The sequence below is a fragment of the Parabacteroides sp. CT06 genome, assembly GCF_002257605.1.
Taxonomy (GTDB): Bacteria; Bacteroidota; Bacteroidia; order Bacteroidales; family Tannerellaceae; genus Parabacteroides; species Parabacteroides distasonis.
Genome location: NZ_CP022754.1, coordinates 3195829 through 3222621 on the forward strand (window position 1 = coordinate 3195829; position 26793 = coordinate 3222621).

At 47.4% G+C, this 26793-nt stretch carries 17 protein-coding genes; 12 read left to right on the forward strand and 5 right to left on the reverse strand.

Annotated elements, in window-relative coordinates; translation table 11 throughout:
* The 8 genes from CI960_RS13870 to CI960_RS13910 all read left to right on the forward strand — a co-directional run bounded on the left by CI960_RS13870 (position 1) and on the right by CI960_RS13910 (position 15415).
* Complete coding sequence (locus CI960_RS13870) at positions 1-675, forward strand: hypothetical protein (RefSeq protein ID WP_011203028.1); 675 nt, start codon at positions 1-3, stop codon at positions 673-675.
* Between the two features lie 3 nt (positions 676-678).
* Entirely contained in the window at positions 679-5124 is a 4446-nt protein-coding gene (locus tag CI960_RS13875; protein ID WP_011203029.1) for a DUF6531 domain-containing protein, read from the forward strand.
* A 5-nt stretch (positions 5125-5129) separates the two neighbouring features.
* The gene (locus CI960_RS13880; protein ID WP_011203030.1) at positions 5130-6023 is read left to right on the forward strand and encodes an immunity 22 family protein; all 894 of its coding nucleotides are present in this window, start codon (positions 5130-5132) and stop codon (positions 6021-6023) included.
* Positions 6024-6036: 13 nt separating this feature from the next.
* A complete protein-coding gene (locus CI960_RS13885) occupies positions 6037-10425 on the forward strand; it encodes a DUF6531 domain-containing protein (protein ID WP_094582396.1) in 4389 nt (1462 codons plus the stop codon).
* Positions 10422-11012 (forward strand): hypothetical protein, encoded by a 591-nt coding sequence (locus CI960_RS13890; RefSeq protein WP_011203032.1) that lies wholly within the window; start codon positions 10422-10424, stop codon positions 11010-11012. Before CI960_RS13885 ends, CI960_RS13890 begins: the two co-directional genes overlap by 4 nt.
* Positions 11013-11097: 85 nt before the next feature.
* Positions 11098-12582 (forward strand): FRG domain-containing protein, encoded by a 1485-nt coding sequence (locus CI960_RS13895; RefSeq protein ID WP_028730510.1) that lies wholly within the window; start codon positions 11098-11100, stop codon positions 12580-12582.
* A gap of 331 nt (positions 12583-12913) precedes the next feature.
* Entirely contained in the window at positions 12914-13303 is a 390-nt protein-coding gene (tssD, locus tag CI960_RS13900; RefSeq protein WP_011203034.1) for a type VI secretion system tube protein TssD, read from the forward strand.
* Between the two features lie 222 nt (positions 13304-13525).
* Positions 13526-15415 (forward strand): P-loop NTPase fold protein, encoded by a 1890-nt coding sequence (locus CI960_RS13910; protein WP_011203036.1) that lies wholly within the window; start codon positions 13526-13528, stop codon positions 15413-15415.
* 241 nt (positions 15416-15656) lie between these two features.
* On the opposite strand, the gene CI960_RS13915 is transcribed toward CI960_RS13910, so the two are convergent.
* From CI960_RS13915 to CI960_RS13925, 3 genes are all read right to left on the reverse strand, one after another.
* A complete protein-coding gene (locus tag CI960_RS13915) occupies positions 15657-16754 on the reverse strand; it encodes a hypothetical protein (RefSeq protein WP_007218127.1) in 1098 nt (365 codons plus the stop codon).
* Positions 16733-18406 (reverse strand): group II intron reverse transcriptase/maturase, encoded by a 1674-nt coding sequence (gene ltrA / locus CI960_RS13920; RefSeq protein ID WP_032559093.1) that lies wholly within the window; start codon positions 18404-18406, stop codon positions 16733-16735. Before ltrA ends, CI960_RS13915 begins: the two co-directional genes overlap by 22 nt.
* A gap of 657 nt (positions 18407-19063) precedes the next feature.
* Entirely contained in the window at positions 19064-23101 is a 4038-nt protein-coding gene (locus CI960_RS13925; protein ID WP_028730513.1) for an N-6 DNA methylase, read from the reverse strand.
* A 538-nt stretch (positions 23102-23639) separates the two neighbouring features.
* Here CI960_RS13925 and CI960_RS13930 point away from each other — a divergent pair.
* The 3 genes from CI960_RS13930 to CI960_RS23950 are packed head-to-tail and all read left to right on the forward strand — an operon-like array spanning position 23640 to position 25061.
* The gene (locus CI960_RS13930; RefSeq protein WP_004308669.1) at positions 23640-24197 is read left to right on the forward strand and encodes a Panacea domain-containing protein; all 558 of its coding nucleotides are present in this window, start codon (positions 23640-23642) and stop codon (positions 24195-24197) included.
* A gap of 5 nt (positions 24198-24202) precedes the next feature.
* Positions 24203-24688: a hypothetical protein gene (locus CI960_RS13935; RefSeq protein ID WP_011203038.1), complete on the forward strand. Its 486-nt coding sequence runs from the start codon at positions 24203-24205 to the stop codon at positions 24686-24688.
* A gap of 19 nt (positions 24689-24707) precedes the next feature.
* A complete protein-coding gene (locus CI960_RS23950) occupies positions 24708-25061 on the forward strand; it encodes a hypothetical protein (RefSeq protein WP_011203039.1) in 354 nt (117 codons plus the stop codon).
* 139 nt (positions 25062-25200) lie between these two features.
* Here CI960_RS23950 and CI960_RS13945 read toward each other — a convergent pair whose 3' ends face one another.
* Together CI960_RS13945 and CI960_RS13950 are read right to left on the reverse strand one after the other, a co-directional pair.
* A complete protein-coding gene (locus CI960_RS13945) occupies positions 25201-25773 on the reverse strand; it encodes a hypothetical protein (RefSeq protein WP_004308671.1) in 573 nt (190 codons plus the stop codon).
* 12 nt (positions 25774-25785) lie between these two features.
* Entirely contained in the window at positions 25786-26007 is a 222-nt protein-coding gene (locus CI960_RS13950) for a hypothetical protein (protein ID WP_011203040.1), read from the reverse strand.
* A 472-nt stretch (positions 26008-26479) separates the two neighbouring features.
* Between CI960_RS13950 and CI960_RS13960 the strand changes: the two genes are divergently transcribed.
* A complete protein-coding gene (locus tag CI960_RS13960) occupies positions 26480-26680 on the forward strand; it encodes a hypothetical protein (RefSeq protein ID WP_011203041.1) in 201 nt (66 codons plus the stop codon).
* Positions 26681-26793 lie beyond the last annotated feature (113 nt).

The window sequence follows — 26793 nt, forward strand, 5'->3', positions numbered from 1 at the left end:
ATGAATGAAGTAAAAAAAATAGTAAAAGCAGAGCTAAAAAAGCAGAGTGTTAATTTTGCTTTTGGGAATATTATTTCAAAGTACAAAAGAGAATCTATTGTATTCTTAGATAGTAATTCTGAGGTAGGATATATCGGATATACTTTTGTGTCTTCAAAATATGCTGATTATAATTCTTTATTTGGGATATTTTTGTCTTGCCGTTTTGGTCTGGAAATGTCTGGAACAACAGAACTAACAAAAATAATAGAAAAATTAAAGTTGTCCTTTCCTCCAATGGCAAAATTACCACAGTGTTATTTTGGCTTTACCTCACTTTATTTTTCACCTTTAAAATTCTATAACAATGGAACTATAAGTTTTTATGAAAATGATGACATTGTGAACAAATGTATTGAATTAACTCAAAATGTCAATGATATATTCATTCCGTATATATATAACTTTATAAATGTTACTCCAGCATTAACTAATGACATATTAGAATATCCATATAATTATGGATATCCTTTAACTTGTATTTTAATTCAATGTATTTTGAATCATAATTATAGTGATATACCTTATTTAGTAAAGCTTGCACGAGAAAAAAAGATGTATGACTCTACATCCAATAAGATAAATGAGATTATAGAAAAATTAAATAGGTATTTTGGTACAAATATAGACTGCTAATATATGGCGGACACAGGCTATTTCGACAGCGTAAGTGCAAACCTAAAGACCGGCGTAGGTGCGCAGGTCAAGGGTATCTCGGAAGGCGTCAAGGCGAACTCCGATGCCGGTGTGTCACCGTCCGTCAATGCCCTCGACACGGGCGTCAAGGCGGCAGCCGCCATCGGCGGCCTTGCCGACGGTCTGAGCGAAGCCGCGATGCTCCCCGTACTGGGTGCCATGGGCATGAAGGGCATGGCCTGCCTGCCTATCTCCAAGCAGCTCGACCCGGTCATCGGCGTGGACATCCACCTCGTGACGATACCCCCGTCCCCCGTCGTGCCCATGCCTCACCCTTATGTCGGGGTCCTCCTCCGTCCGCAGGACTTCATCGCGGCGGCGGTCTCTTCGTTCATCCCCCCGCCACCGACAGCGGAACAGACGGGCGACGCCGACAGCGCGAAGCTCGCCGAGGTGGGCCACACCGTGCTGACGATGGCCGTCGGGATGCTGGGCGCCACCGTCAAGATAGGCGGCTTCATCCCGCGCGCGGTCGCATCCACACCCACGCGGAGCATCCCGCACATCCCCATGGGCGCAGGCTGGGCGGCCCCTTCAGCGGCGATACCCAAGAACAACGGCCACGCCTTCATGGGCAGCCTGACGGTACTTGCCGACGGGATGCCCTTCTCGGGCGGCGGCGCGCACCTGCACCTTGACTGCAACGACGTGGGCATACCGAGCGTGCACAAGGTTCCGGGCATGTTCCTGCCCACGGGTGTCATCAACCCGATACCTCCCGCCAGACAGATACTCACCAGCCCGGTTCCCGTCCCCCTCAACCCCATGGCGGCACTCGCCCGCAAGTGCACGGGGGCGTTCGGGCGTTTCTACAAGAAAAAGACCAGGAAGCTGGCGGACAGGCTGCACAGCAAGGTCAACGACAATATAAAGAGCAAATCCCTGAAGAACATGCTCCACAAGGCCATCTGTACGGTCACGGGCCACCCGGTGGACGTGGCCAGCGGCACGTTCTTCACCGACGAGGAGGACTTCTGGCTCGACGGCCCGGTGCCCCTGTCATGGGAGCGCACGTGGTACAGCCGCAGCGACTACCGGGGTCCTCTGGGCAACGGGTGGCACCACGCCTACGACATGGGCGTCGTCGCGGACACGGAAGAGGGCACGCTGACGCTCCGCATGAGTGACGGCATCCCGGTGGCCTTCCCACTGCCTACAGCGGAGGAACCCTCGTTCATCCTCTCCGAACGCAAGGAGGCCCGTCTGGAACAGGACGGCGGCTACTGCGTGTGGGACATGGCCGAGGACCTCTACTACCGCTTCACGCGCAAGGAGTACGATTCCGTGCGCCTGCTTGAGAGCGTGACCGACTGCAACGGCCTGGGCGTCCGCTTCGACTACACGAAAGAGGGCCTGCTGCGCTCCATCACCGACAGCGCGGGCCGCCGCCTGAGGGTGGAGCACGACACGAGAAGCGGACGCATCCTTGAAATATGCGGCCCGCATCCGGAAGATCCGGAGAAAGAAATTACCCTCGCCTCCTACGAGTACGACGCCGACGGCAACATGACCCTCCAGCGCAACGCGGCGGGCGACGTGATGACATACGAATATGCCGGAAGGCTCATCGTGAAGGAGACATGGCGCAACGGCCTTGCGTGGTACTTCGAGTACGACGGTACGGGCGTGGGTTCGCGCTGCGTGCACACGTGGGGCGACGGCGGCATATACGACCACAGGCTCACGTTCCGGGAGGGAGTGACCGAGGTGCTCGACAGCCACGGGGAGCTGACGGTGTACCACCACCGCGGCGGCCTTGTGTGGAAGAAGGTCGATGCCAACGGCGGGGAACACCTGTGGCGTTACGACGACAGTCGCCGGCTACTCGCACAGACGGACCCGCTCGGTAACAGTACCCTGTACAAATATGACCGCTGGGGGAACTGCACCGACAGCTCCGACCCGTGCGGCGGCAGCGTGTCCGCCGTGTACCCCGGCAAGGGGAACCTGCGCAACCGTCCCGTATCCGTTACCACGCCGGACGGCGGCACGTGGGAGTTCGGCTATGACCGCTCGGGCAATCTGGTGAGCCGCACCAACCCCGAAGGTGCCGTCACGAGGATGACCTACCGCAACGGTGCGGTGGCATCGGTGAAAGACCCCTACGGCGTGGCAACGAGGCTCGCCTATGACCGTTTCCATAACCTCACGGAAGCCTCTGACAGCCGGGGGAACACCTCGCTGTACGGCTACGACCTGCTGGGCAGGTGCGTGAGCGTCACCAACCCCAAGGGTGCGGTGCAGAAAAGGGAATACGACCCTGTGGGCCGCGTGGTGCGCGTGCTCGACTTCGACGGCAACGACATACGCCTGTCCTACGACGGGATAGACAACCTCACCGAATACCGTGACAACGTCCAGCACGTGGAGTACGGCTACTCCGGCATGTGGAAGCTGACAAGGCGCCGCGACCACCGGGGCGTGGTGAACTTCCGCTATGACCGGGAGGAACGCCTGCGCCGTGTGATAAACGAGAAGCTCCAGAGCTACGAGTTCGCCCTCGACGCTGTGGGAAACGTCACCGCCGAGAAAGGCTTCGACGGGGCCGTCCGTCATTACCTGCGTGACAGGGGCGGACGCGTCGTCAGGGAGACGCTGCCGTCGGGAACGGAAAGGGAATACGGCTATGACGCCTGCTCGCGCGTGACGTGCGTCTCATACCCCACGGCCGGCGACCCCGACCAGACCTACGCCTACGGGCTGTCCGGCAGGCTGGTGCAGGCATCGAGGGGGGAAAGCACGGTGGAGTTCGCGTACAACTCTCTGGGACTTCCGACACGGGAAACGGCCGACGGCAACACCATACTCCGCACCTACGACCATACCGGCAGGATACTCACGCTCGACAGCACGGCGGGGGCCTCGCTGCGCTACACCCGCAACGGCTACGGGGAGCTTGAGGGGTTCACTGCCACCGGTGGCAGCGACGCCGACGGCGCGGGTTCGTGGGAATCGGCACACCGCCACGACACGTTGGGCTTCGAGGTGGAACGCATCCTTCCGGGAGGCATTGTCCGCTCGTTCGCCTATGATGACATAGGCCGTCTGGTGGATGCCCGCACACGCAAGGACTCGCGCACACGGCATATGCGCCGCTACCGCTGGGGCGTCGCCGACAGGCTGTTGTCCGTGGAGGACAGCAGGCGTGGCGAGACCCGCTACTCCTATACCCCGACGGGGCAGCTCGAAAGGGCGGAATACCCCGACGGCAGGGAGCGGTGGAGGAAGAGCGACCAGACGGGAAACCTGTATCCCGACCCGGACATGAAGTTGCGCCGTTACCTTGGTGGCGGACGGCTGGAGCAGGACGGCGAATGGCACTGCGAGTACGACGCGGACGGGAACCTGACGGAACGCTACCTCGGCACGGGAAGGTGGCTTGACGGCAAGAAGGACCGCTGGAGATACCGGTGGAACGCCGACGGCTCTCTGGCAAAGGTGGTGCGGCCCGACAAGAGGGAGGTGGAGTTCACATACGACGCGCTCGGGCGCAGGCTCTCCAAGAGTTTCGGCACGACTGTGACGCGGTGGGTGTGGAACGGCAACGTGCCGCTGCACCAGTGGAAGCAGCGCAGGGAATACTCCGTCGTGGAGGACAGGTGGAATACGGACACGGAACGCCGCGACATGACGGTATGGCTCTTCGACGAGGAGTCCTTCGTGCCGGTGGCAATGATAAAGGAAGGCAGGTCCTACTCGATACTGACAGACCAGCTCGGAACGCCGACGGAGGCATACGATGCCGAGGGCAACGAGGTGTGGAGCCGGGTGCTCGACATGGACGGGAACGTCATCGGGGAGACCGGCAACAAGGGAATGGTACCGTTCCTGTTCCAGGGACAGTATTATGACCGGGAGACAGGGCTGGCGTACAACAGGTTCAGGTATTACTCACCGAAGATGGGAATGTATGTCTCGCAAGATCCGATTGGACTTAATGGTAGTAATCCTACTATTTATGGATATGTGGATGATACTAATACATGGATTGATATATTGGGGCTTGCTCCATGGGGACGTGGTAATAAAGCATTTAATGATTGGTGGGATAAAGCTACAGTAACAGATATAGAAGCTAATATTGATGCAGTAAAAACTCACTTGAGAGGTAGTGGTGGAATGCACGAGATGTTTCCTGTTCATCTTGCGCCAAAGTTAAAAGATCTTGGGTTTACAGCATCAGAACTTAAGAAGATGGTTATTCCAACAAAAAATATGCAGATTAAAATTGGTAGAAATAAGGGACTTCACCATCGTTCTTCTGCCAGTTCTATTTTTCATCAAAAACTTGCTAATGCAATAACTAATGCAAAATCAAAACAGCAAGCTCAAAGTGAGATTGAAAGACTGCACAATAAGCATGTAGTAGGATATTCTAATAAAAAATAAGTTTTATGAATAAAATAATGATTTGGGTTGGTCAATTTAATTCGGAAGCTGATTTCGAAAAATATATGGATCAATCAGCATTCTATAAGTGGTGGAAAAAATATGACGAAGACAACAAAGAACTTTGCTGTCAATTCTGTAAGGAATTAGGAGTAATGAATTATGACGAGGATTTCCTCATTATGAAATATGCTTCCAATGGAATGAATGAATTATTAAATTTAATACCTGCTGAAACTTCTAAAATACATGAAGCCATTGAAAAAGCTGGAATATCACAGTGTAATGCTGTAATATGTTATAATTGTTCTTGTGGCATTTCTCCCCAAAAAGCGAAAAAAGCTGTATCCATGAATTATCTTGGCTCTTATAAGTTTGAACAAAATATTGAAGGTGTCGCAGGTTCATTAGCCGGTCTTGAATACATGATATGGATAGGCAGGACTGAAAAGAGCCGTGAAGAATTTATGGAATATTTCAATCAAGATATATATATGAAAGAGTTGGAAGCCTATAATTCTTGTCAAGCTAAGAAACGCCCAAATCCTGAACACCGATGCCAATTTTGCAAAGATATTGATATTAAGTATTACTATCCTGAATTTCTAAAAGTAACAATTATAGATTATCTGGAAGATCCATTTAAGATGGTAAGAGAAATGATAGATAATAAACTTATCCCTGACTGGTCAATAGAAGTTGATATTAAAGAATATAATATAAAGCCCGCGAATTGTATATTTTGTTATATTCCAAATGGATTCAAAGACAAAAAAAAGAATCAAAGAATTTTTATCAAAAAGAAAAATTACGATTCCTATGAAACTCCTAAAAAATATGTAGATGAATTAAGAAGCTACAATGGAATCAATTATTTAGAAACATATATAGCGGAATAGGGGTAAATCTATTATGGCGGACACAGGCTATTTCGACAGCGTAAGTGCAAACCTAAAGACCGGCGTAGGTGCGCAGGTCAAGGGTATCTCGGAAGGCGTCAAGGCGAACTCCGAGGCCGGTGTGTCACCGTCCGTCAATGCCCTCGACACGGGCGTCAAGGCGGCAGCCGCCATCGGCGGCCTTGCCGACGGCCTGAGTGAGGCCGCCATGCTCCCCGTACTGGGTGCCATGGGCATGAAGGGCATGGCCTGCCTGCCTATCTCCAAGCAGCTCGACCCGGTCATCGGCGTGGACATCCACCTCGTGACGATACCCCCGTCCCCCGTCGTGCCCATGCCTCACCCTTATGTCGGGGTCCTCCTCCGTCCGCAGGACTTCATCGCGGCGGCGGTCTCTTCGTTCATCCCCCCGCCACCGACAGCGGAACAGACGGGCGACGCCGACAGCGCGAAGCTCGCCGAGGTGGGCCACACCGTGCTGACGATGGCCGTCGGGATGCTGGGCGCCACCGTCAAGATAGGCGGCTTCATCCCGCGCGCGGTCGCATCCACACCCACGCGGAGCATCCCGCACATCCCCATGGGCGCAGGCTGGGCGGCCCCTTCAGCGGCGATACCCAAGAACAACGGCCACGCCTTCATGGGCAGCCTGACGGTACTTGCCGACGGGATGCCCTTCTCGGGCGGCGGCGCGCACCTGCACCTTGACTGCAACGACGTGGGCATACCGAGCGTGCACAAGGTTCCGGGCATGTTCCTGCCCACGGGTGTCATCAACCCGATACCTCCCGCCAGACAGATACTCACCAGCCCGGTTCCCGTCCCCCTCAACCCCATGGCGGCACTCGCCCGCAAGTGCACGGGGGCGTTCGGGCGTTTCTACAAGAAAAAGACCAGGAAGCTGGCGGACAGGCTGCACAGCAAGGTCAACGACAATATAAAGAGCAAATCCCTGAAGAACATGCTCCACAAGGCCATCTGTACGGTCACGGGCCACCCGGTGGACGTGGCCAGCGGCACGTTCTTCACCGACGAGGAGGACTTCTGGCTCGACGGCCCGGTGCCCCTGTCATGGGAGCGCACGTGGTACAGCCGCAGCGACTACCGGGGTCCTCTGGGCAACGGGTGGCACCACGCCTACGACATGGGCGTCGTCGCGGACACGGAAGAGGGCACGCTGACGCTCCGCATGAGTGACGGCATCCCGGTGGCCTTCCCCCTGCCTACATCGGAGGAACCCTCGTTCATCCTCTCCGAGCGCAAGGAGGCCCGTCTGGAACAGGACGGCGTCTACTGCGTGTGGGACATGGCCGAGGACCTCTACTACCGCTTCACGCGCAAGGAGTACGATTCCGTGCGCCTGCTTGAGAGCGTGACCGACTGCAACGGCCTGGGCGTCCGCTTCGACTACACGAAAGAGGGCCTGCTGCGCTCCATCACCGACAGCGCGGGCCGCCGCCTGAGGGTGGAGCACGACACGAGAAGCGGACGCATCCTTGAAATATGCGGCCCGCATCCGGAAGATCCGGAGAAAGAAATTACCCTCGCCTCCTACGAGTACGACGCCGACGGCAACATGACCCTCCAGCGCAACGCGGCGGGCGACGTGATGACATACGAATATGCCGGAAGGCTCATCGTGAAGGAGACATGGCGCAACGGCCTTGCGTGGTACTTCGAGTACGACGGTACGGGCGTGGGTTCGCGCTGCGTGCACACGTGGGGCGACGGCGGCATATACGACCACAGGCTCACGTTCCGGGAGGGAGTGACCGAGGTGCTCGACAGCCACGGGGAGCTGACGGTGTACCACCACCGCGGCGGCCTTGTGTGGAAGAAGGTCGATGCCAACGGCGGGGAACACCTGTGGCGTTACGACGACAGTCGCCGGCTACTCGCACAGACGGACCCGCTCGGTAACAGTACCCTGTACAAATATGACCGCTGGGGGAACTGCACCGACAGCTCCGACCCGTGCGGCGGCAGCGTGTCCGCCGTGTATCCTGCCAAGGGGAACCTGCGCAACCGTCCCGTATCCGTTATCACGCCGGACGGCGGCACGTGGGAGTTCGGCTATGACCGCTCCGGCAATCTGGTGAGCCGCACCAACCCCGAAGGTGCCGTCACGAGGATGACCTACCGCAACGGTGCGGTGGCATCGGTGAAAGACCCCTACGGCGTGGTGACGAGGCTCGCCTATGACCGTTTCCATAACCTCACGGAAGCCTCCGACAGCCGGGGGAACACCTCGCTGTACGGCTACGACCTGCTGGGCAGGTGCGTGAGCGTCACCAACCCCAAGGGTGCGGTGCAGAAAAGGGAATACGACCCTGTGGGCCGCGTGGTGCGCGTGCTCGACTTCGACGGCAACGACATACGCCTGTCCTACGACGGGATAGACAACCTCACCGAATACCGTGACAACGTCCAGCACGTGGAGTACGGCTACTCCGGCATGTGGAAGCTGACAAGGCGCCGCGACCACCGGGGCGTGGTGAACTTCCGCTATGACCGGGAGGAACGCCTGCGCCGTGTGACAAACGAGAGGCTCCAGAGCTACGAGTTCACCCTCGACGCTGTGGGAAACGTCACCGCCGAGAAAGGCTTCGACGGGGCCGTCCGTCGTTACCTGCGTGACAGGGGCGGACGCGTCGTCAGGGAGACGCTGCCGTCGGGAACGGAAAGGGAATACGGCTATGACGCCTGCTCGCGCGTGACGCGCGTCTCATACCCCACGGCCGGCGACCCCGACCAGACCTACACCTACGGACTGTCCGGCAGGCTGGTGCAGGCATCGAGGGGGGAAAGCACGGTGGAGTTCGCATACAACTCCCTGGGACTTCCGACACGGGAAACGGCCGACGGCAACACCATACTCCGCACCTACGACCATACCGGCAGGATACTCACGCTCGACAGCACGGCGGGAGCCTCGCTGCGCTACACCCGTAACGGCTACGGGGAGCTTGAGGGCTTCACGGCCACCGGCGGCAGCGACGCCGACGGTACAGGCTCGTGGGAATCGGCACACCGCCACGACACGCTGGGCTTCGAGGTGGAACGCATCCTTCCGGGAGGCGTCGTCCGCTCGTTCGCCTATGACGACATAGGCCGTCTGGTGGATGCCCGCACACGCAAGGACTCGCGCACACGGCATATGCGCCGCTACCGCTGGGGCGTCGCCGACAGGCTGTTGTCCGTGGAGGACAGCAGGCGTGGCGAGACCCGCTACTCCTATACCCCGACGGGGCAGCTCGAAAGGGCGGAATATCCCGACGGCAGGGAGCAGTGGAGGAAGAGCGACCAGACGGGAAACCTGTATCCCGACCCGGACATGAGGCTGCGCCGCTACCTCGGTGGCGGGCGGCTGGAGCAGGACGGCGAATGGCACTGCGAGTACGATGCTGACGGCAACCTGACGGAACGCTACCTCGGCACGGGAAGGTGGCTTGACGGCAAGAAGGACCGCTGGAGATACCGGTGGAACGCCGACGGCTCTCTGGCAAAGGTGATACGGCCCGACAAGAGGGAGGTGGAGTTCACATACGACGCGCTCGGGCGCAGGCTCTCCAAGAGCTTCGGCACGACGGTGACGCGGTGGGTGTGGAACGGCAACGTGCCGCTGCACCAGTGGAAGGAGCGCAGGGAGTACTCCGTCATGGAGGACAGGTGGAACACGGCTCCGGAACGCCGTGACATGACCGTGTGGCTCTTCGACGAGGACTCGTTCGTGCCGTCGGCGATGATAAGGGGCGGCAAGGCATACTCGATACTGACAGACCAGCTGGGAACCCCGACGGAGGCATACGACTCCGACGGCAACGAGGTGTGGAGCCGCGTGCTCGACATGGACGGCAACGTCATTGAGGAAACAGGCAACAGGGGTATGATACCGTTCCTGTTCCAGGGGCAGTACTACGACCCTGAGACCGGGCTGGCCTATAATCGCTTCCGCTACTACGACCCTAAGACAGGTGCATACATATCGCTAGATTCTATCGGGCTCGCAGGGGGAAATCCAACATTATATGGATATGTAGATGATCCGAATACTTGGATTGATGTGTTTGGATTGCACGTTCATCATATATGCACTAATAAAAATGAAGAGTGGTCTGATAAATTTAGAGAATTATTCCGTAAATATGGTTTAGGTAAATTTAAAAATGGCAATGAACGAAAAGATGTTTTAAATGATCCACTTAATAAAGTATATGTGCCAGGACACAAAGGACCACATAGTGAAGAAGGATTTCACAGCGAGATATATGATAGATTAAAACAGGCAGGAGAAATTGGTGGTGAAGAAGGTTTTAGAGAAGAATTAGCAAAAATGAAAATTGAATGTGTAACTCCAGGTACTAAAATGAATGATACTATAACTAAAAAGAAACGAATATGAATTATTATTTTCTATACACAAATTCGTCTAACAAATTATGGAAAAAATTTGTAACTTTTTCTGAGGATATACTATTAGATTCTAACGGTACTTCTTCTTTAAACGACATTGTTGACAATGTAAATAACCATATATTTATAAAAGCATTAATCAAAGGCAAAGGTATTTTGTCTAATTCTGAAACAGATTTTGTAAATACGTATTTTCCTCCTTATGCAAGAATTAATGAGATATGTATGATTAGGGAAGATATATACAATTCCTTCCCTAATATTAATATTAACGGGGGAGAAGTGTATGATGTAGATATAATTGGGGACTTCACGGTTAAATATAAAGCGTTGATTTTTAATAATATTATTGATTGTATTAATTGGGATTGTTCAAAAAATGATAACTATCCTATATATAAGGATTTAGTATTAAATAGCTCTCTAATTCCCCAAGAAATAGATGGCTTCTTTTTAAAGAACTGGAGTCCGTATGGGAGATGCTATTCAATAGTCAACGACATATTAAAAGAGTATTTATTATCCCTTCCCGAATCTCATCATTTTATTTTATTTGAAAAACTAAAAACGATTTAATTAATTTATTTAACAATAACATACCAATAATAGTCAAGAGATCGTAAATACCAAACGAATAAGCCTATTCCTTTTCAAGATGAACATAGCTTCTAAATTTACATGGATACCTCTCTACAAAGAACTATCCGACTGGCTACTTGGAAAACAGAATAGCCAACCGGAACTTATATCTACGCTAAAAGAAATCGGCATTTCCGGTTTTCGTGATGGTTCAGAAGGAGGCAAAGAGATTGTTTTGGAAGAGATCGACCCATTTACATTCTTTTCGTATCTCAACAAGTTTCACTCCGATGAAAGAAGAGTAGAAATCCTACAGGATTTAAGGCGTAAGCTAAATTTTAGTTGTCCAGAACCAACAGATGTATCAGGCATCCCGACAACACATCCCATGAAAGTACATCTATTCCCATGGAAGACAATCAGGGGCAACAATGATATAAATGTATTATGGGAATTGTTCGGACAAGTAAAAGGAGGGAAAGTAGATGAACGACTTTTTCAAACTGCATTGAACATTAAAAGTGTCGGAAAGGGAAAACTCAGCATTGTTCTGTTCTACGCTAATCCGGAAAGATATGTTCCTTTGGACTCCAACACTTCATCGTATCTAAGAAGTAAAAAACTGGGCTACACTTATGATAGTTTTGCATCATATAATGAGTTGTCAGAAAAAATAGTCAAGACTCTTGGGAAACGTCCGTGGGAGATTTCATACGAGGCATATAATTATACACCGGAGAGTGATTCATCAAGTATTGGTAGCATCCGGACTCTATTCGAGAAACTTGAAGATGAATTAGAGGACGATATGGATTACCATATCTTTTATCGAGGACAGTCAGATAAGAGTTTTGGATTGATTCCCTCCATCTATCGAGAGAAATTCTTAATCCAGAATGAAAATAGAATTTTCAGAGATATTATCGCTCAAAGTCCAGCTGATTTCAAAGGGTGTACATCTACCTTTGAGAAGTTGGTCAAGATGCAGCATTACTCCTTGCCGACACGCCTCTTGGATATTACTACAAATCCTTTGGTAGCTCTGTATTTTGCGTGCGAGAATGATGCCGTTGACGGAAAACTGTTCCGATTCGAAGTTCAAATGTCAGATATTAAATATTTTGATAGCGATGCTGTCAGTGTCGTTTCTAATATCGCCAAACGCCCAATAGATTTCAGTATCGAAGATTTGAGAGAACTGGATAGGAAGGAGTTCAACTCCGAAGAGGAAATCCAATATCTTCTGCATGAAATTAAGTACGAGAAACCTCATTTTCAGAATGTGATTGACTCAAAGGATATCGAGAGAGTCTTTTGCGTGAAACCTATGTTTGACAATCCTCGCATAATCCGGCAGTCCGGGGCATTTTTCCTTTATGGTATCAATGGCAATAAAAGCAAGCCTGCACAGCTTAACTTCAGATACAAAATGTACATCATCAATAAAGCGCAGAAGCAGAAGATCAGGAAGCAGCTTGAAGCCCTCGGCATAGATAAATCAACGTTGTTCCCAGAAGTCGAACACGTGGCCGAGCATATAAAGGACAAATACCATCTGTCTAAATAATCTTTTCCCTCATTTTAAAAAACAAGCCGAGCTATTACGCGGATAGCTCGGCTCTCAACTTGAAAAAATTACATCAAGTCTTAATCTTGTGGTACATCTTGAACTTGCAGGCATTTCTCTACTTTGTATAAATAATACTTAGAAGGGAGGATAGCCTGTAAATAGAGTTTCTTCTATTTTGCTGGTTAATAAATTTAATTGATTGTTTGTTATGTTCAAAGGAAAATTCTATATTTGCGAAATATGATATCCTCTTTCTTGTCTTGAAAGCGGTCTGACTGCTTTAACCAAGGCGAAATGTCTTGGTTTTATAATAAATAATAAGATCAGCATGGCAGAATTAAAGGCAACCGTGTGCTTGCAAGGGAAGGATATAGAAGTGATTTCATCACATATTGAATTTAACCGCAAGACAGATAATAAAGGAAGGCCAGTGACAAATGTTATTGGCGGACGTATTACCATAACCGTTGAATCTACCAGAGAAACTACTATTCTTGAAGCAATGGTAAACAGTCCTTTCAAAGCGATAAGCGGCAAGGTGATTTATTACAACACTAAGGATAATTCAATCTTTCGTGTCGTGGAGTTCAAATATGCGTATATCGTATATTACAAAGAGGTTTACAATGTTGACAGGAAACGCCAAATGTATTCCACCATCACATTTTCTGCGGATATTATTATGATAGGAGACGCATGTTTAAGCAATCAATGGTAAGACTGACGATTCCTGCAAGCCTTTATTGGATCTTTCAAAGAAGAAACATGAAATTTAGTTGTTTGGATATTATTGTATTAAGAAATATCACTAACTTTGTTCATTGTGGATGTGGTGATAATGGATTTGCAGCGTCGTTTACTATTTCAATATTTAATGTTCTTATTGCTACATTTTTGTTTTCCAATGGAGTTAAAATAGAATTATGTTAATAACAAAGGTATGAATACTTTGATTCTTGATTTTTTAAACAGCTATGCTGATAATACTAATCCTCAGTATGCCGTGATGCTGAAAGGAAAATGGGGATGTGGCAAAACTCATCTTATAAAAGAATGGAAGAAGAGGTTTGATGGAACCGCAGATACCGACGAGGAAATTACGCTAAAGCCCATTTATATTTCGACCTATGGAATGGATAGCGTGAATGACATCAAGACAGCTATAGATAGGGAATTAAATCCTTTCTTCTATTCGAAAACGGGGCGTTTCATAAAGGGAGTTTTGAAATTAGCCGGTAAGGTAGTCTTCAAGACAAGTATGGATTTTAATGAAGACTCTAAAGAGGATGGTTCCTTTTCCGCAACACTGGATTCGTTGTCGTTACTACAAGTGAAAGACGACAGTATAAAAGGTGTAAAGTTTCTGATATTCGATGACATCGAAAGGTGCCTGATAGAGATGAAGGAATTGTTAGGCTTTATCAACTATTTTGTAGAGCATTGTAATTGTCATGTTGTCGTAATTGGAGATGAGAACCACCTTGAAAAACTTCCCAAGGCTGTATTGGATGAGTTTAAGGAAAAGACCATAGGCAAGGAATTTGAAATACAACCTGACATAGAAGAAGCCATCGAATACTTCCTTGGCGAAGTACCGGTATCCGATTATTTGAAAGAAATGCGTGATTTCATTATTGCCTGTTTTAAGTGTACAAAATCCGACAACTTACGGGTTTTGAGACAATGTTTATATGATTTTAAAAGCCACTTAAACAAACTTCCTCCCGATCTGGTTGAAAAGGATAATATCTTTCTTAAAAATATTCTTGGGTCATTTATTGCAGTGTATGCAGAGTATAATAATAGTGAGAATAAAGAGGTAATTTGTAATTGGAGTAGAGATTGTCGGATTTCTCTACTCCAAGATAATAATGAGGATAAGCAAAGGATACAGCATCTAAGGGAAAAATATCACTCTTTAAACAAAGAGCTAATTTATGATGTCTTAAATCCGGAGTATGTTACGGCTATTATACACTATATTATTACAGGTGCTCCACTTGTAGAATTTATTGTTACGGAGATAAGGGATAAGCAAAAAGAATTGAAACCTTGGGAAATGTTATCCGGCTTTTTCGATATGGAGCAGCAAAAACTTGAAAGTATTTGTCAGGACACTATAAAATCCATATTGGATAGAGAGATAAAAGACGCTTATCAACTTGGTTATAGTATTGCGTATCTATCATATTTTCATGCTATTGGCATTTTCTATTTTATACAGGCTTATGTCTCTTTAATAAAAGTAAGAATAGCAGAAATAATTAATAGTCAAACCAGTTTAGAGGAACTTTATCAGCTAAGAGGGCTTTTTATTAGTGGATGTAATTATGTAACCACAGATTCCAAGACCTCCATAACGGATGATATTGTGGACTATTTCTTGCAGAAGATGAAATCAAAGATAAATGAGTTGCCGGATCAAATGCAAAAAGCACTGCGTAATTTGACTGAAGGAACAGTAGAACAACTTATAATCATAGACAGATTGCCTTATCCAGATAAAAGTTGTACATACGAACTTCGTGCTATATTTGCATATGAAGATGCCAATGCTCTTTTTGATGCTATCTGCAAACTAAGCAATAAAAGCAGAAATACTTTTACGCAATTTCTTGCTTATCATTATAATTTTGACTATGATTTACAAGATGTGGGAGACAGATATAAGGCAGATGTTCCTTGTTTACTCAAGTTGAAAGATTTGGTCGGTAATGAAATCAGTATATCAAAAGGAGTGGATAAACTTGCCTTCATAAGATTAAAAGATGCCTTGATTGAAGCTATTAGGAGGTGTGAAGGCAAAAGTGATACATTGCCACCAATGTAGAAGCTAAAAATGGCGTATCGCAAAAAACGGATATGCGATGAAAGAATATTATCTCTATTTGACTAAAAACAGAAGATATTAATAGCTATAAATGAGAATGGGTGGTGGCGGGGAATCGGGAGGTTATAAAGGGAGAAAGGATGCCATAAAAGAGTAGAGCCGTCGGCAGACCGGAGCGCAAAAAAATCCCTCTGCCCAGTCATCGCGACCATGCAGAGGGAACGGTTGAATTATGATTATGTCAAGCAGCTTCGGCAATAGCTTCGTGTTTGGCAGCCTGCGGTTGTTCGGCCTCTTTCAGGCTTTCATCAATCCTGTGCTGGAGTTCCTTACATTCCTGTTTGAGCCTTGACAGTTCATCGGCTTTGCTCCACTGACGGCAAATGATGTCCTGCAATGTGGGAATTTCGCTTTCTATCCGCTCTACCGCCTTTTGTTGCTTCTCGATAAGAGAGGGCAATTTGCTTAATGCTCCATGCGGATATTGTGCCGACTCAACAAAACCAAGCGGCAGCGCACCGCTCAGACCGCATCGGTATTTCAATCCACTTATACCCTCTACAAAGAATGTATTGCGGTCAAACGTACCGTCCATATTATACTCGCTATGCACCAACAAGTTTAGCCCTGCATACGTGCCAACTGTACCATACGCTCCGTTGCGGTAGGTCTTGGCGATACGGTGCAACTCCCGGCCAACTTCCTCGGTACTGGCTTGCGGCAAGTTCAAAAGCAGGGTTGCCTTTGCCCCATTATACGAGTTGATGTATTCCAAATCCCTCTTGAAATCGGCCTCAGTACGCTTTGCCTTTTCGATTTCTCCCTGACCGGCAGCTATTTTACGCTCGGCACGGATGCGTTCTTTCTTGAAAATAGCCTGTTCCTTTTCAAGCTGCATAATCTTGTTGTCGAGCTTCGTCTTGTTCAGCAAGTCGTTATTGCCTGACAGAATAGCCACGAACTCGGCGAAGTTCATACCGCTGTCCTCATCCATGCCTCCCTCGTCAATACGACGCACGGCGATTGTGCCGTTGTTAATTTGATTGATAAACATCTGCTTGTTTCTCAACAGATTGAACTTGTAGGCGTCAAGGGTCTTTTCCGTGCCGTAAATTACAATATCTACCACATTGCCACCCCACAGCTTTACAGTGTTGCCTTTGCGTACCGCCCTGCCGTTTCGTTGCTCCATGTCAGCAGGTCGATCGGGTAGGTCAAGGGCATTACTGCCCTCTTCCCCCCTCAGAACCGTACGTGAGGGTTTCCCCTCATACGGCTCAAGCTTTTCAAAGTCTCTGTTCGTGTGCAGAGACCGGCTCATCCTACTTCTTGTTTCCATTGTTTTTTACGGGATAATTTGAAACATTCATCATGAACCAACATATTGCATTTCCGTCCGTCTTGTACAGTCGGCATTACATTCCATGCCTTATGCGTGTCAATCGGTTCACCACATATCGGACATTTCCGACCTTGCTTTTCCCATAGGTAAAGCAGGGATTTACGTCCTTTCAGCGTCACAAGCATCTTTGACTTCATTCTTTTATTGAAGTACAGGCGGCAGTCTGCGTCAAACGGATTCATGTCCCCCTTTATCTGCGTATATTGCAGAAAAGGAAACGAAGATGCCAGTTTCAACAAGGTAAGTTGGTCTTCTTTGCCGTTTGATTTCTTGAACTTAGCCGCAAAAGTCCAGCTGTTCCCTCGGATATTGTGCCAATAGCGGTCTTTTATCCACCGTTTCCCTTTCTTGGAATGACGGCGTTTAGCCCATTGCCACAAGGCGAGAAATATCTGATGGTCGATTCTGTGAAAAGAATCACGTGTCGCCCCATGCTGATAATATGCTCCCCATCCTCGAATTTTAGCATTCAACATCCTGATTAATGATTCCTGCTTGCAACCCTTATGACCTTTTGTCACCTTACGGATATTCTCCATAAAACGTTTTTCGGCTTTCTTGGTCGGCTTGGTCAATATTTCATTGCCGAATTTGCGGATGTTGAAACCGAGAAAATCGAAGCCGTCATGGATATTGGTTATCACCGTCTTTTCTTCTGATAAGGTCAGACCTCTTTCAGACATAAAGTCGGCTACCAATGGCTTGATTTCCTTTTCAAGTGTTTCACGGTTCTCGCAGGTAATTATAAAGTCATCAGCGTAACGGACAAGATTCACCATTGGCGAATATAACTTACCTTTGATTCTAACTCGTTTATATTTCTCTGCAAGGACTTTCTGCAATCCGTCCAATGTCATATTGGCAAGCGTGGGAGAGATAATGCCACCTTGTGGCGTTCCCTCCTCTGTCGGGAACATCTGTTTGTTGAAGATATAGCCGCATTTCAACCATTTTCGGAGTATTGCCTTGTCCATAGGGATGTTGGCAAGCAGCCATTCATGGCTGATATGGTCGAAGCACCCCTTTATGTCACCCTCCAGAATCCATTCGGGAGAATAGCCTTTTCGGAGAATGTTATGGCATTGCATTACCGCGTCCATACAGCGGCGTTCCTTGCGGAAACCGTATGAACGTGAGTCGGCTGTTGTTTCCGACACTGGTTCTAATGCCATAAGGTAGAGTGCTTGCATGGCTCTGTCTTTCATTGTCGGTATTCCCAACGGTCGCAGTTTGCCATTACTCTTTTTGATGTGGACTCTTCTCAATGGCTTCGGCTGGTAGCCTCTGCGTTTGAGTTCGCTTATCGCTTGTGTTTTTGCTTCGGGTTTCTCCCATGTTTCCATGTCCACTCCGGGGGTGTTGCCACCTCCGTTAGAAGTAACTCTCTTTACGGCTAAGGCTTTTGCGTAAAAAGAGTGGGTCAGCGTCCACTGCAAGGCTTTCACCTTGTTGTATCTGCCTTCCTTCTGAGCCTTTACAATTCGTGCTTGTAGCTTTCTGACAGCCAACTCCGCTTTAGTCCAGTCTATTCTGTCCCAAAGTGTTTGTTGATTGTCAGCAGGCGCACACGATGTCTTGTTTTCGTTCATTTGCTTTCCTCCTTTTGAAAGTTCTAAAAGTTAATTGTAAAGAATCACCATTTGACAACATTCGGTTTGATTGCCTACCTAATGTCGTCACAGAAGTCTGCCCACTTTCGTGTCGGATGATGTCGCCCACATCAGCCCGTGATGTCGGTTCAATCCGTATCCGCTCCATTACAGAACGGCGTTCGCTTTTTCTGTTATCTTATACCTGCACACCATTCGGCTTTCATTGCTGTCAGCTTACCTGTCATTTTTACATGACAGGAGATAATACAGGCTTACCATGTTCCACATAGATAACTAACGGATAGGTTAGGTTCTGTCTCATCCTCCGGCGGTGCTTATATCCGTGTAATCCTACCATGGAGAGGATTAACCGACCGCTTCCCTTTTGGGTAGAGTGTGCCAGTATCTTACACTCTTTCGTGACATTACGAAGTTTACTAACAGTTCGCTTGCGCTAACCATACTATCCAGCCTCGCCACTCTACGGTATGATACTAACCGTACTTGACTTCCCCTCACGGTTCTGTCTTGTCTTGCGAAAGTGTACTTCGTCCCGACCGCTTAATACAACATTAAGGTGCATCGGTCGGTAGGCTACCGCTGACGGAACAGCGGGTTAAAGCTGATACCCGTAAGTATCATTCCAACAATTATCTATGCGACTTCATGTCGCACCCAAGGTATTTCAAGGTGATGCACTGCCACAGCCCTTTGCTGGGCGTTCACACCTGTGCCTAACATGGTCGTACTTCCAAAAAGAACTCGCACCTTGCCGTTGTTCATTTCTTCAAACAGCTTTTTTCTTGCCCTCTCGGTAGTGGCGCATTGGATAAACTGTATTTCATCAGCAGGAATACCGAGTTGTACCAACTTTTCTTTGATGTCGGCATATATGTTCCATTCGTTCGGTTTGTATGTACCAAGATCGCTGAACACGAACTGTGTACCCCGATTGTCATTCGAGCGTATATAGTAGTCATAGATTGTCCTCGCACAGATAGAAGCCTTGTTATCGGCATCATCCTTGAACTTGCAACCCAACAAGCGCATATCAAGAGCCATTTTTCGGGCTACATTGGTCGCAACCAGCATTTTTGCCTTATCGAGATTGTCGGGTTGCGGAACGTCAAGTCCCAAGTCCTTCCACTGGCCGCTACCGGCAAAAGAAATCAAGCGTCCTATCATTTCCTCCTGCTCGATTGTCGGGGGATAAGAGAGGAAACGCACGTTCTTCTCAGGCACGTCAAGATTTATCATGTCGGCTGTACAGTAATCCGTAATCTCACGCAGGAACATTGCCAGCTCCGGTACTTTGATGTAAGTACGGAAACGCTCTTTGCGCTTCACCGAGCCTGTCACATTCAACTCATAATCTGCCGTTTTCTTTGTGAATATGGCTGCCCACGCATCGAAACAGCTAATCCGTTGCCGTTGAAGCTCCTGCGGACGCAAATACTTGAACATCACATATAGTTCGGTAAGGGCGTTCACGACCACCGTACCCGACAGAAACGTAGCCCCAAGGTCACGACCTGTACGAAGTTGGATGTCACGAATGGCGAACAAGAGGTTCATTGCCCTTTGAGAGCCTTTGGTGTTGCCGATACCTGCCACACGGTTATGGCGTGTCTGAAACATTAAGTTCTTGAAAATATGGCACTCATCTACAAAAATATGGTCTATTCCCATTGTGTGGAAGTCCACAGCATCGTCTTTCCGATTATTGATTTTCATACGCAGTTCTTGTAATTTAGCCCCAAGGTTCTGTTTGCGCTTTTCTAATCCCTCCTGCATCTTTCCGCTACGGTAACGCATGGTGGACTGCTCCAAAAATTCAAGGTTACGTTCCACATCGGCAAGCTCTTCCGTGAATATATCTATCATGGTCTCTTCTGACTGCGGTATCTTGGCGAACTGGTCGTGGGTCAGTATGATGCAGTCCCAGTTGTTGTTCTTGATTTTTGAAAAGACCTCTTGCCTGTTGGCAAGGGTAAAATCTTCCTTGCCCGGATAGAGAACTTTGGCCGTAGGGTATGCCTTGCGGAACGTATCAGCAATTTCGTGCACATTCGCTTTCAGTCCGATAATAAGCGGCTTGTGTACCAGTCCGAGACGTTTCATTTCGTAAGCGGTAACACACATTATCATCGTCTTGCCTGTGCCTACCTCATGCCAACAGATACCGCCTCCGTTCTGCTTAATCATCCAGATAGCATCTTTCTGTGAGGGATAGAGGCTATCGTATGGAAATTGCCCGAAAGAGAGCTGCGGAAAGGTTTGTGCCGAACCGTCATAGTGCGGCCTAACATAGCAGTTGAAACGCTCGTTATATACCCTTACCAGCTCGTCCCGAACCTCTATCGGCTGCCTGTCAAGCCAGCAGTTGAAACGGTCTCTAATCTCCTGTATCTTGGTGGCTGCCTCTTGTATGGCTTCCTCGTCCGGCACACGCACCTTATCACCATTGCGGTATATCTTTTTCGTAATTTCGGGTACAGTATCATGCAGGGCATGAACAAACAAATCCTCACCGTTATAGTTGCGGACGAAATAGGTGTTGTAAGCCACCGGAGAGTAACTTTGCAGACGTACCATGTAGGTGTCGTTCACATCGAAATACATTACACTTGTCTCTACCTTGAAAAGTTCAGTTGCAAAATCGGCGTATAACTTTGTGTCAATCCAACGCTCGCCCATGTTAATATCGAGTTCCTCGTAGGGTATCGCTTCGGGTGTCGCATCCGCCAAAGCCCTTACAGCAGTTTCCGTCCAATCTTTTTCCCTGTCCGTGAGTTCGGACAAGTAAGAACCTATCTCCTTGCATTTGGCTATGACATTGCCTGAAAGGAACTTGCCTTTATGCTCCCACTCCCCGATAGCGGGATTGTAAAATATTTCACCTTTGAGGTCGCCGATGATTTCTTCCTCGGCACTGTCCGTGGACTGCATCAGGTAGTCCATATCAACCTTGCCGTAGAAATTCAAGCTGCTTGCCAACGCTTCAATCGGTGTCAGCCGTTTGTTCGGGTCTATCTTCTTGAACGCCACAGGTTCACGCATGATGTCGGACTTGACTAAATCTTTTCCAAGCTGCATTTCTATTGTAAAGACTTCCACACCGAGGCTGTCAAGCATGATAAACTCCTTGTTGTCGTTCTCGTGGAAACAGCCCCATTTGGCAACAAAGGCATCGTATCGGGCGTTCAGCTCTCTACGCAATCCGTTATCCTCTTTTTGTTCTTCCCTTTCTTTGATTGACAGTTCAAAGTATGCTTTGCGTATAGGAAAATAATCTTTCGCCCTATCTGTATTGACCTTACCCTCGTCCACCGGCACAAAATCAATGGCTACCTCTTGATAAAGACTTGATTTTCGATATTGGATAGTACCCACCTGGCCCTCAAACAGTACCATTGCGCCGTCTTTCATCCATGCTTCCACCCCATCCGTGTAGGCTCGTTTACCTTTTTCTACTTGTTTCATCGCTACATTCCCGAAAAGGGACATTTGCATATGTTCGCTGCCCTGTCCGTTCCCTGTGAAAAGACTTTTGCGGAAATATCGACCAAAGTCGAGTTTCAGCAGTGCGGCGAGATATTGCGACATGGCATTTTCATTTCCCTGCCATTGGTATTTGCGCACATATTTTCCGTATTGGTTCTGTACAATGCGGCTACCTGTTGCAAGGGTAGTTTTCGGCATGGTAAACAATTTGTTGGCGTATTCGGTCATTGTGCCTATGGCGTCCGCCTTTTCCCTGCCTACTTGTAAAAACAGTTGTTCCCGTTGTGAGAGTACCGTCTTGTGCGTGTGCTTTTGGAATATCAGCAGGTCACTGCCTACCTCTATACCGCTTGTCTGCATGAAAAGCATATCGGGCAGACGGATTGCACTTATCAGGTCTGCATGATTTACAAGATATTCACGCACGAACTTGTTACCGGGCGTGTCGGCTATGCCCCTCGATGTGATGAAAGCCAATAATCCACCCTCATTCAACAACTCCATCGCTTTGACAAAAAAGTAGTTGTGTATGGTCTTGGTGGCCTGTTCGTACATACCGCCTTTCTTCCACAGCTCCGCATCGAATACCCGGAAATTGCCAAACGGGATGTTGGAGGCTATGACATCGAAAGTTGTATGCTCAAAACCTTGTTCTCCAATGGTTTCAAATGCAGCCGTCCGTGTTAGCGTGTTCTCATGGAGCAGGGAAAGTATCATCCCCGAAATGAGATCTTTCTCAATGGCATAGTCATACGTGCCGGACATGGCTATGGGCAGAAAACCGCCTATACCTGCACTCGGTTCGAGAAATGAACGCATTTTGAGGCCGTTTTCGCTGAACGTGGCGTGTATCTGCCGCACCACTGCATCAACAAGGAATTTAGGAGTGTAAAATGCTGTCAGTACAGATGCTTTGATACCCTCTATGACATTGTGTCGCATGGGTTCTGTGAAATGAGGGTAAGCATTGATTAACTCCTGCAATCTTTGTATCGGTTCTTGCATATCACCACCTATGGGCTTGTCCGTACCTATATTCAACACTTCTTTGATACCCCCGAAACCAGAATATCGGGATAAAATTTCTTTTTCTTCCGCAGTGGCCTGCCTGCCTTGAACTTGGATTTTCATTGCCGTTTCTATGGCTTCCACGTTCGCTACCAATGATTTCAATTTGTTGTAACTCATAATTTAACCTTTCTTTTTTTCCCTTTTTTCGGCCTGTTTGCGACCTTTGGGATTTATTTTCTGCCTCCAAAAGGTGGCGGAAACAATCTGACAAGGCTGATGCGGAAAAATACGCTCGACAGACGGAGAGGAAGATTTTTACGGCTCACTCGCAGCGGAACGCCGGCATTGGCAAGATTGGAGCAGCCTATTACCTTTGCGGGAAAATAAGTCCACGAGAGGTCGCACGGCAGCAGCAAAACGATAATAAATGACAATCAAATAGAAAGGGATGAATAAAACTGTAAAACAGGGGTGTTAAAACAGGGTAACGGACAATCGGAACGGATTGCCCGTACTATAATCGGAGGAAGGTGAACTATAAAGGGAGGTGGAATCGGGTGGATTGGCCCATCTCTTGATAATTGCAGACTATTACTCTCAGAATGACGACTATATTAAATGTCGTAAAAAAATGCAACGGACTATTTTTTTTGTATCATGAGCGTATTATTCAGCAAATTAGTTGTATCTTTGTAATCGCATAGATTTTTTTGAAATGAAAACAGCTATACAGATTGCTAAAATAAGAGCAGTGGTACTCTACATCATGCAGAGTTTCACTCAAGGAGTGGACTATATAAAGTTATTTAAAATACTTTATTTTGCCCAACAGGACCATCTTGTCAAATATGGCAAAGTGATTGTCGAAGACTCTTTCAGAGCATTGAAGCATGGCCCGGTGCCAGCCTATACCTACAAGGCACTGCAAATTGCAGAAGGCAAACCCTTGGATGGGAATTTTGACGAGTTCCTTTCAGACATAGAGGTTCGTGACAAGAAGGTATATACTTCTGCCGTACCCGATATGGACTATATATCAGGTGCCAACAAACGTTGTCTTGACGCTGCTATCGCTAAATATAAGGATACAGACCCTTATGACTTGTCCGATTTGTCGCATGACTCGGCATGGGAAGAAGCGATGACACGCATTCAGGATGATCCTCAAAAAAACTTCATTACCATTATAGATATAGCCCGGGCAGGAAAAGCTACCAAGGACATGGTAGATTATATCCGAGAAAAGCAGATTGTCAAGAACGCTTTATCTTAAATCAAATGGACGACAAAACCGGTGCATTGGAAAAGCTGAAAGCTATAATGGCCAAAGCTGAGCAAGTAGATATGTCATCAGTCAAAATTGGTGACATTATTTATGTCCCCTTGGACGAAGAGGACGGACTGATACTAAAAGACGGATATAAAGACCGCAATAAATATATTGTTATTATCGGCTTTACTCCGGAAGGTGTCGCTATCGGTGCTTTACTGATAAATTCGGAAATAGATTCTTCCAAGAGGTCGGAAGAGCTACTGGACTGCCAATATTCTTTGATGGTTCGGAACTATCGTGATATTCTGGACTATGACAGTTGGCTGGATTGTTCCGATATATTCGAACTTTCAAAATTAAAAATCACGGAAAAGAACGGTAAACTGAAAGGTTGCCTGATTTCCGAAGACAGGGAACGGGTAATGCAGTTTCTAAGAGAGACAGAGGTGTTCGATAATGCAACTAAAAGACGTTATGGCATTATTAAATAATGGCGTTAAATCATAGGGAATGGATAGAATAGGTTTAGATACCAGAATTTCAAGGAAAGAATCGTTTCTATTGGCAAATGACGGTTTGTATTTAGGCAGATTGTCGTTGAACACATCTACTCCTGATTCCATATCCAACAACGAGAATATATACGGTAGTCACTTTTCAAGTATATCTTTCAAGAATCGGTATTCCATATATGGAAGTCCCAGTTCATCGTTAAGTCCATACAATCCGAATACATTAACCCCACCAGTTATTTATTTAAGAGGTGAGAAAATCGGTTGTTTGAGTAAAAATGTGAATCTTACAAATCGTGTAGATCTGGACGTGCTTAATGACTGGATGATAAGTCAGCGATTATTTGATTAGTTTTCCATACAGAAAAATACATAAGTTTCCAATCGTAAATTGGGAACTTATGTATTTAGTAGGTCAAATGCTGATGCCGTCCTATAAAACGACTGGAGTTATCGTTGTAAGTAATAACTTCTTCAGACATCATTAATCTCTACTTTCCAATCTTATACATATTATCACGGGAGTCAAACCGCACACCGCAAAAAATGTAGTCAGGTGTACGCACTGCCCTTGCCGTGTATATATCCTTGCAGTTGCATTCTTCAAGGTATCCTGCCAAACTATCCACCATAATAGCGCAACTTAACTCCGCTGTTTGATGCTTGAACCGCCTGCCGTTTATTTCGACTAACACATAAGGGGCAAAAAAATCAAACGGGCTATTGCTTTCGGGGGATAAGATACCGATGTCTATGAGTCTGACAGGATTTAACTTTTCGTCCTTTGCCTTGTCGTTGTCCTTTTCAATTTGTTCACGTAGCAAGCGGAGATAGCAATCTTTCTTCGCTTCAAAGGTATGTATCGACTTAATCCACTCACGAATCCGTTTCTTAAAGTATGCCATACTATTGGAAACAAAGAGCGTTATCCGTCCGTCTATGACAAAACCGTAATCGGTCATACCACTCCATTTACCCATACATTTATGGCGTACAGGTTCCCATGTCTTGCCTCCTACAAGGGCAACAAATTCATCTACTGCTGCTTTCTCTTTCCTTTTCATTGTATATAGTTTTTAAAATTCAGGAATAGTTGCTTTCTCAATCAAAACGTTGTCGGCATAATACTCAATCGCCCCCGTAGTAACACCAATATCCTGACAAGCTGTTCTGAGATAGTTTTGATAGTCGTTTCCAGAAAAGTTCTTACCACATAAGTTTTTGAAAATCATCGGAATGGATATATCGTCTGTACTCGATAGTATCACTTTGCCATTCTGCCTAATCTCTGTTTTCATAATGTTATTTTTTTATTGTTACTATTTCCCTTTGTTCAACCTGTTTGCGACCTTTGGGATTTATTTTTCTGCCTCCAAAAGGTGGCGGAAACAATCTGACAAGGCTGATGCGGAAAAATACGCTTGACAGACGGAGAGGAAGATTTTTGCGGCTCACTCGCGGCGGAACGCCGGCATTAGCAAGATTGGAGCAGCCTATTACCTTTGCGGGAAAATAAGTCCACGAGAGGTCGCACGGCAGCAGCAAAACGATAATAAATGACAATCAAATAGAAAGGGATGAATAAAACTGTAAAACAGGGGTGTTAAAACAGGGTAACGGACAATCGGAACGAATTGCCCGTACTATAATCGGAGGAAGGTGAACTATAAAGGGAGGTGGAATCGGGTGGATTGGCCCATCTCTTGATAATTGCAGAATGACGACTGTATTAAATCATGGGGAATGAGTAAGTCTTTTTGATAAGGCAGAATGCAGTTCGGAACAGGCAACCTGAAAAACAATGTTTTTTGTTTGCTTATCCGCCAATTTTTCGTTATCTTTGTCAAAATGAAGACAGCAGACGGTACTTTCGGGTACGGTCATTGTCGTGACATGGAAGATTCATACTCGGCTTGGAAACAGGCGGAGATTGATATACATATTATACGTTCACTGAACGTCTTGGAATAGAAAACTGACACTTATCAAAAAGACAAGATGTATAGCAAAATATTCATACTGTATGTTTATACAGCAAGGGTTTGCTTATCTGCCTTTTAGGTATGGCAGTACCTCTATTCCGG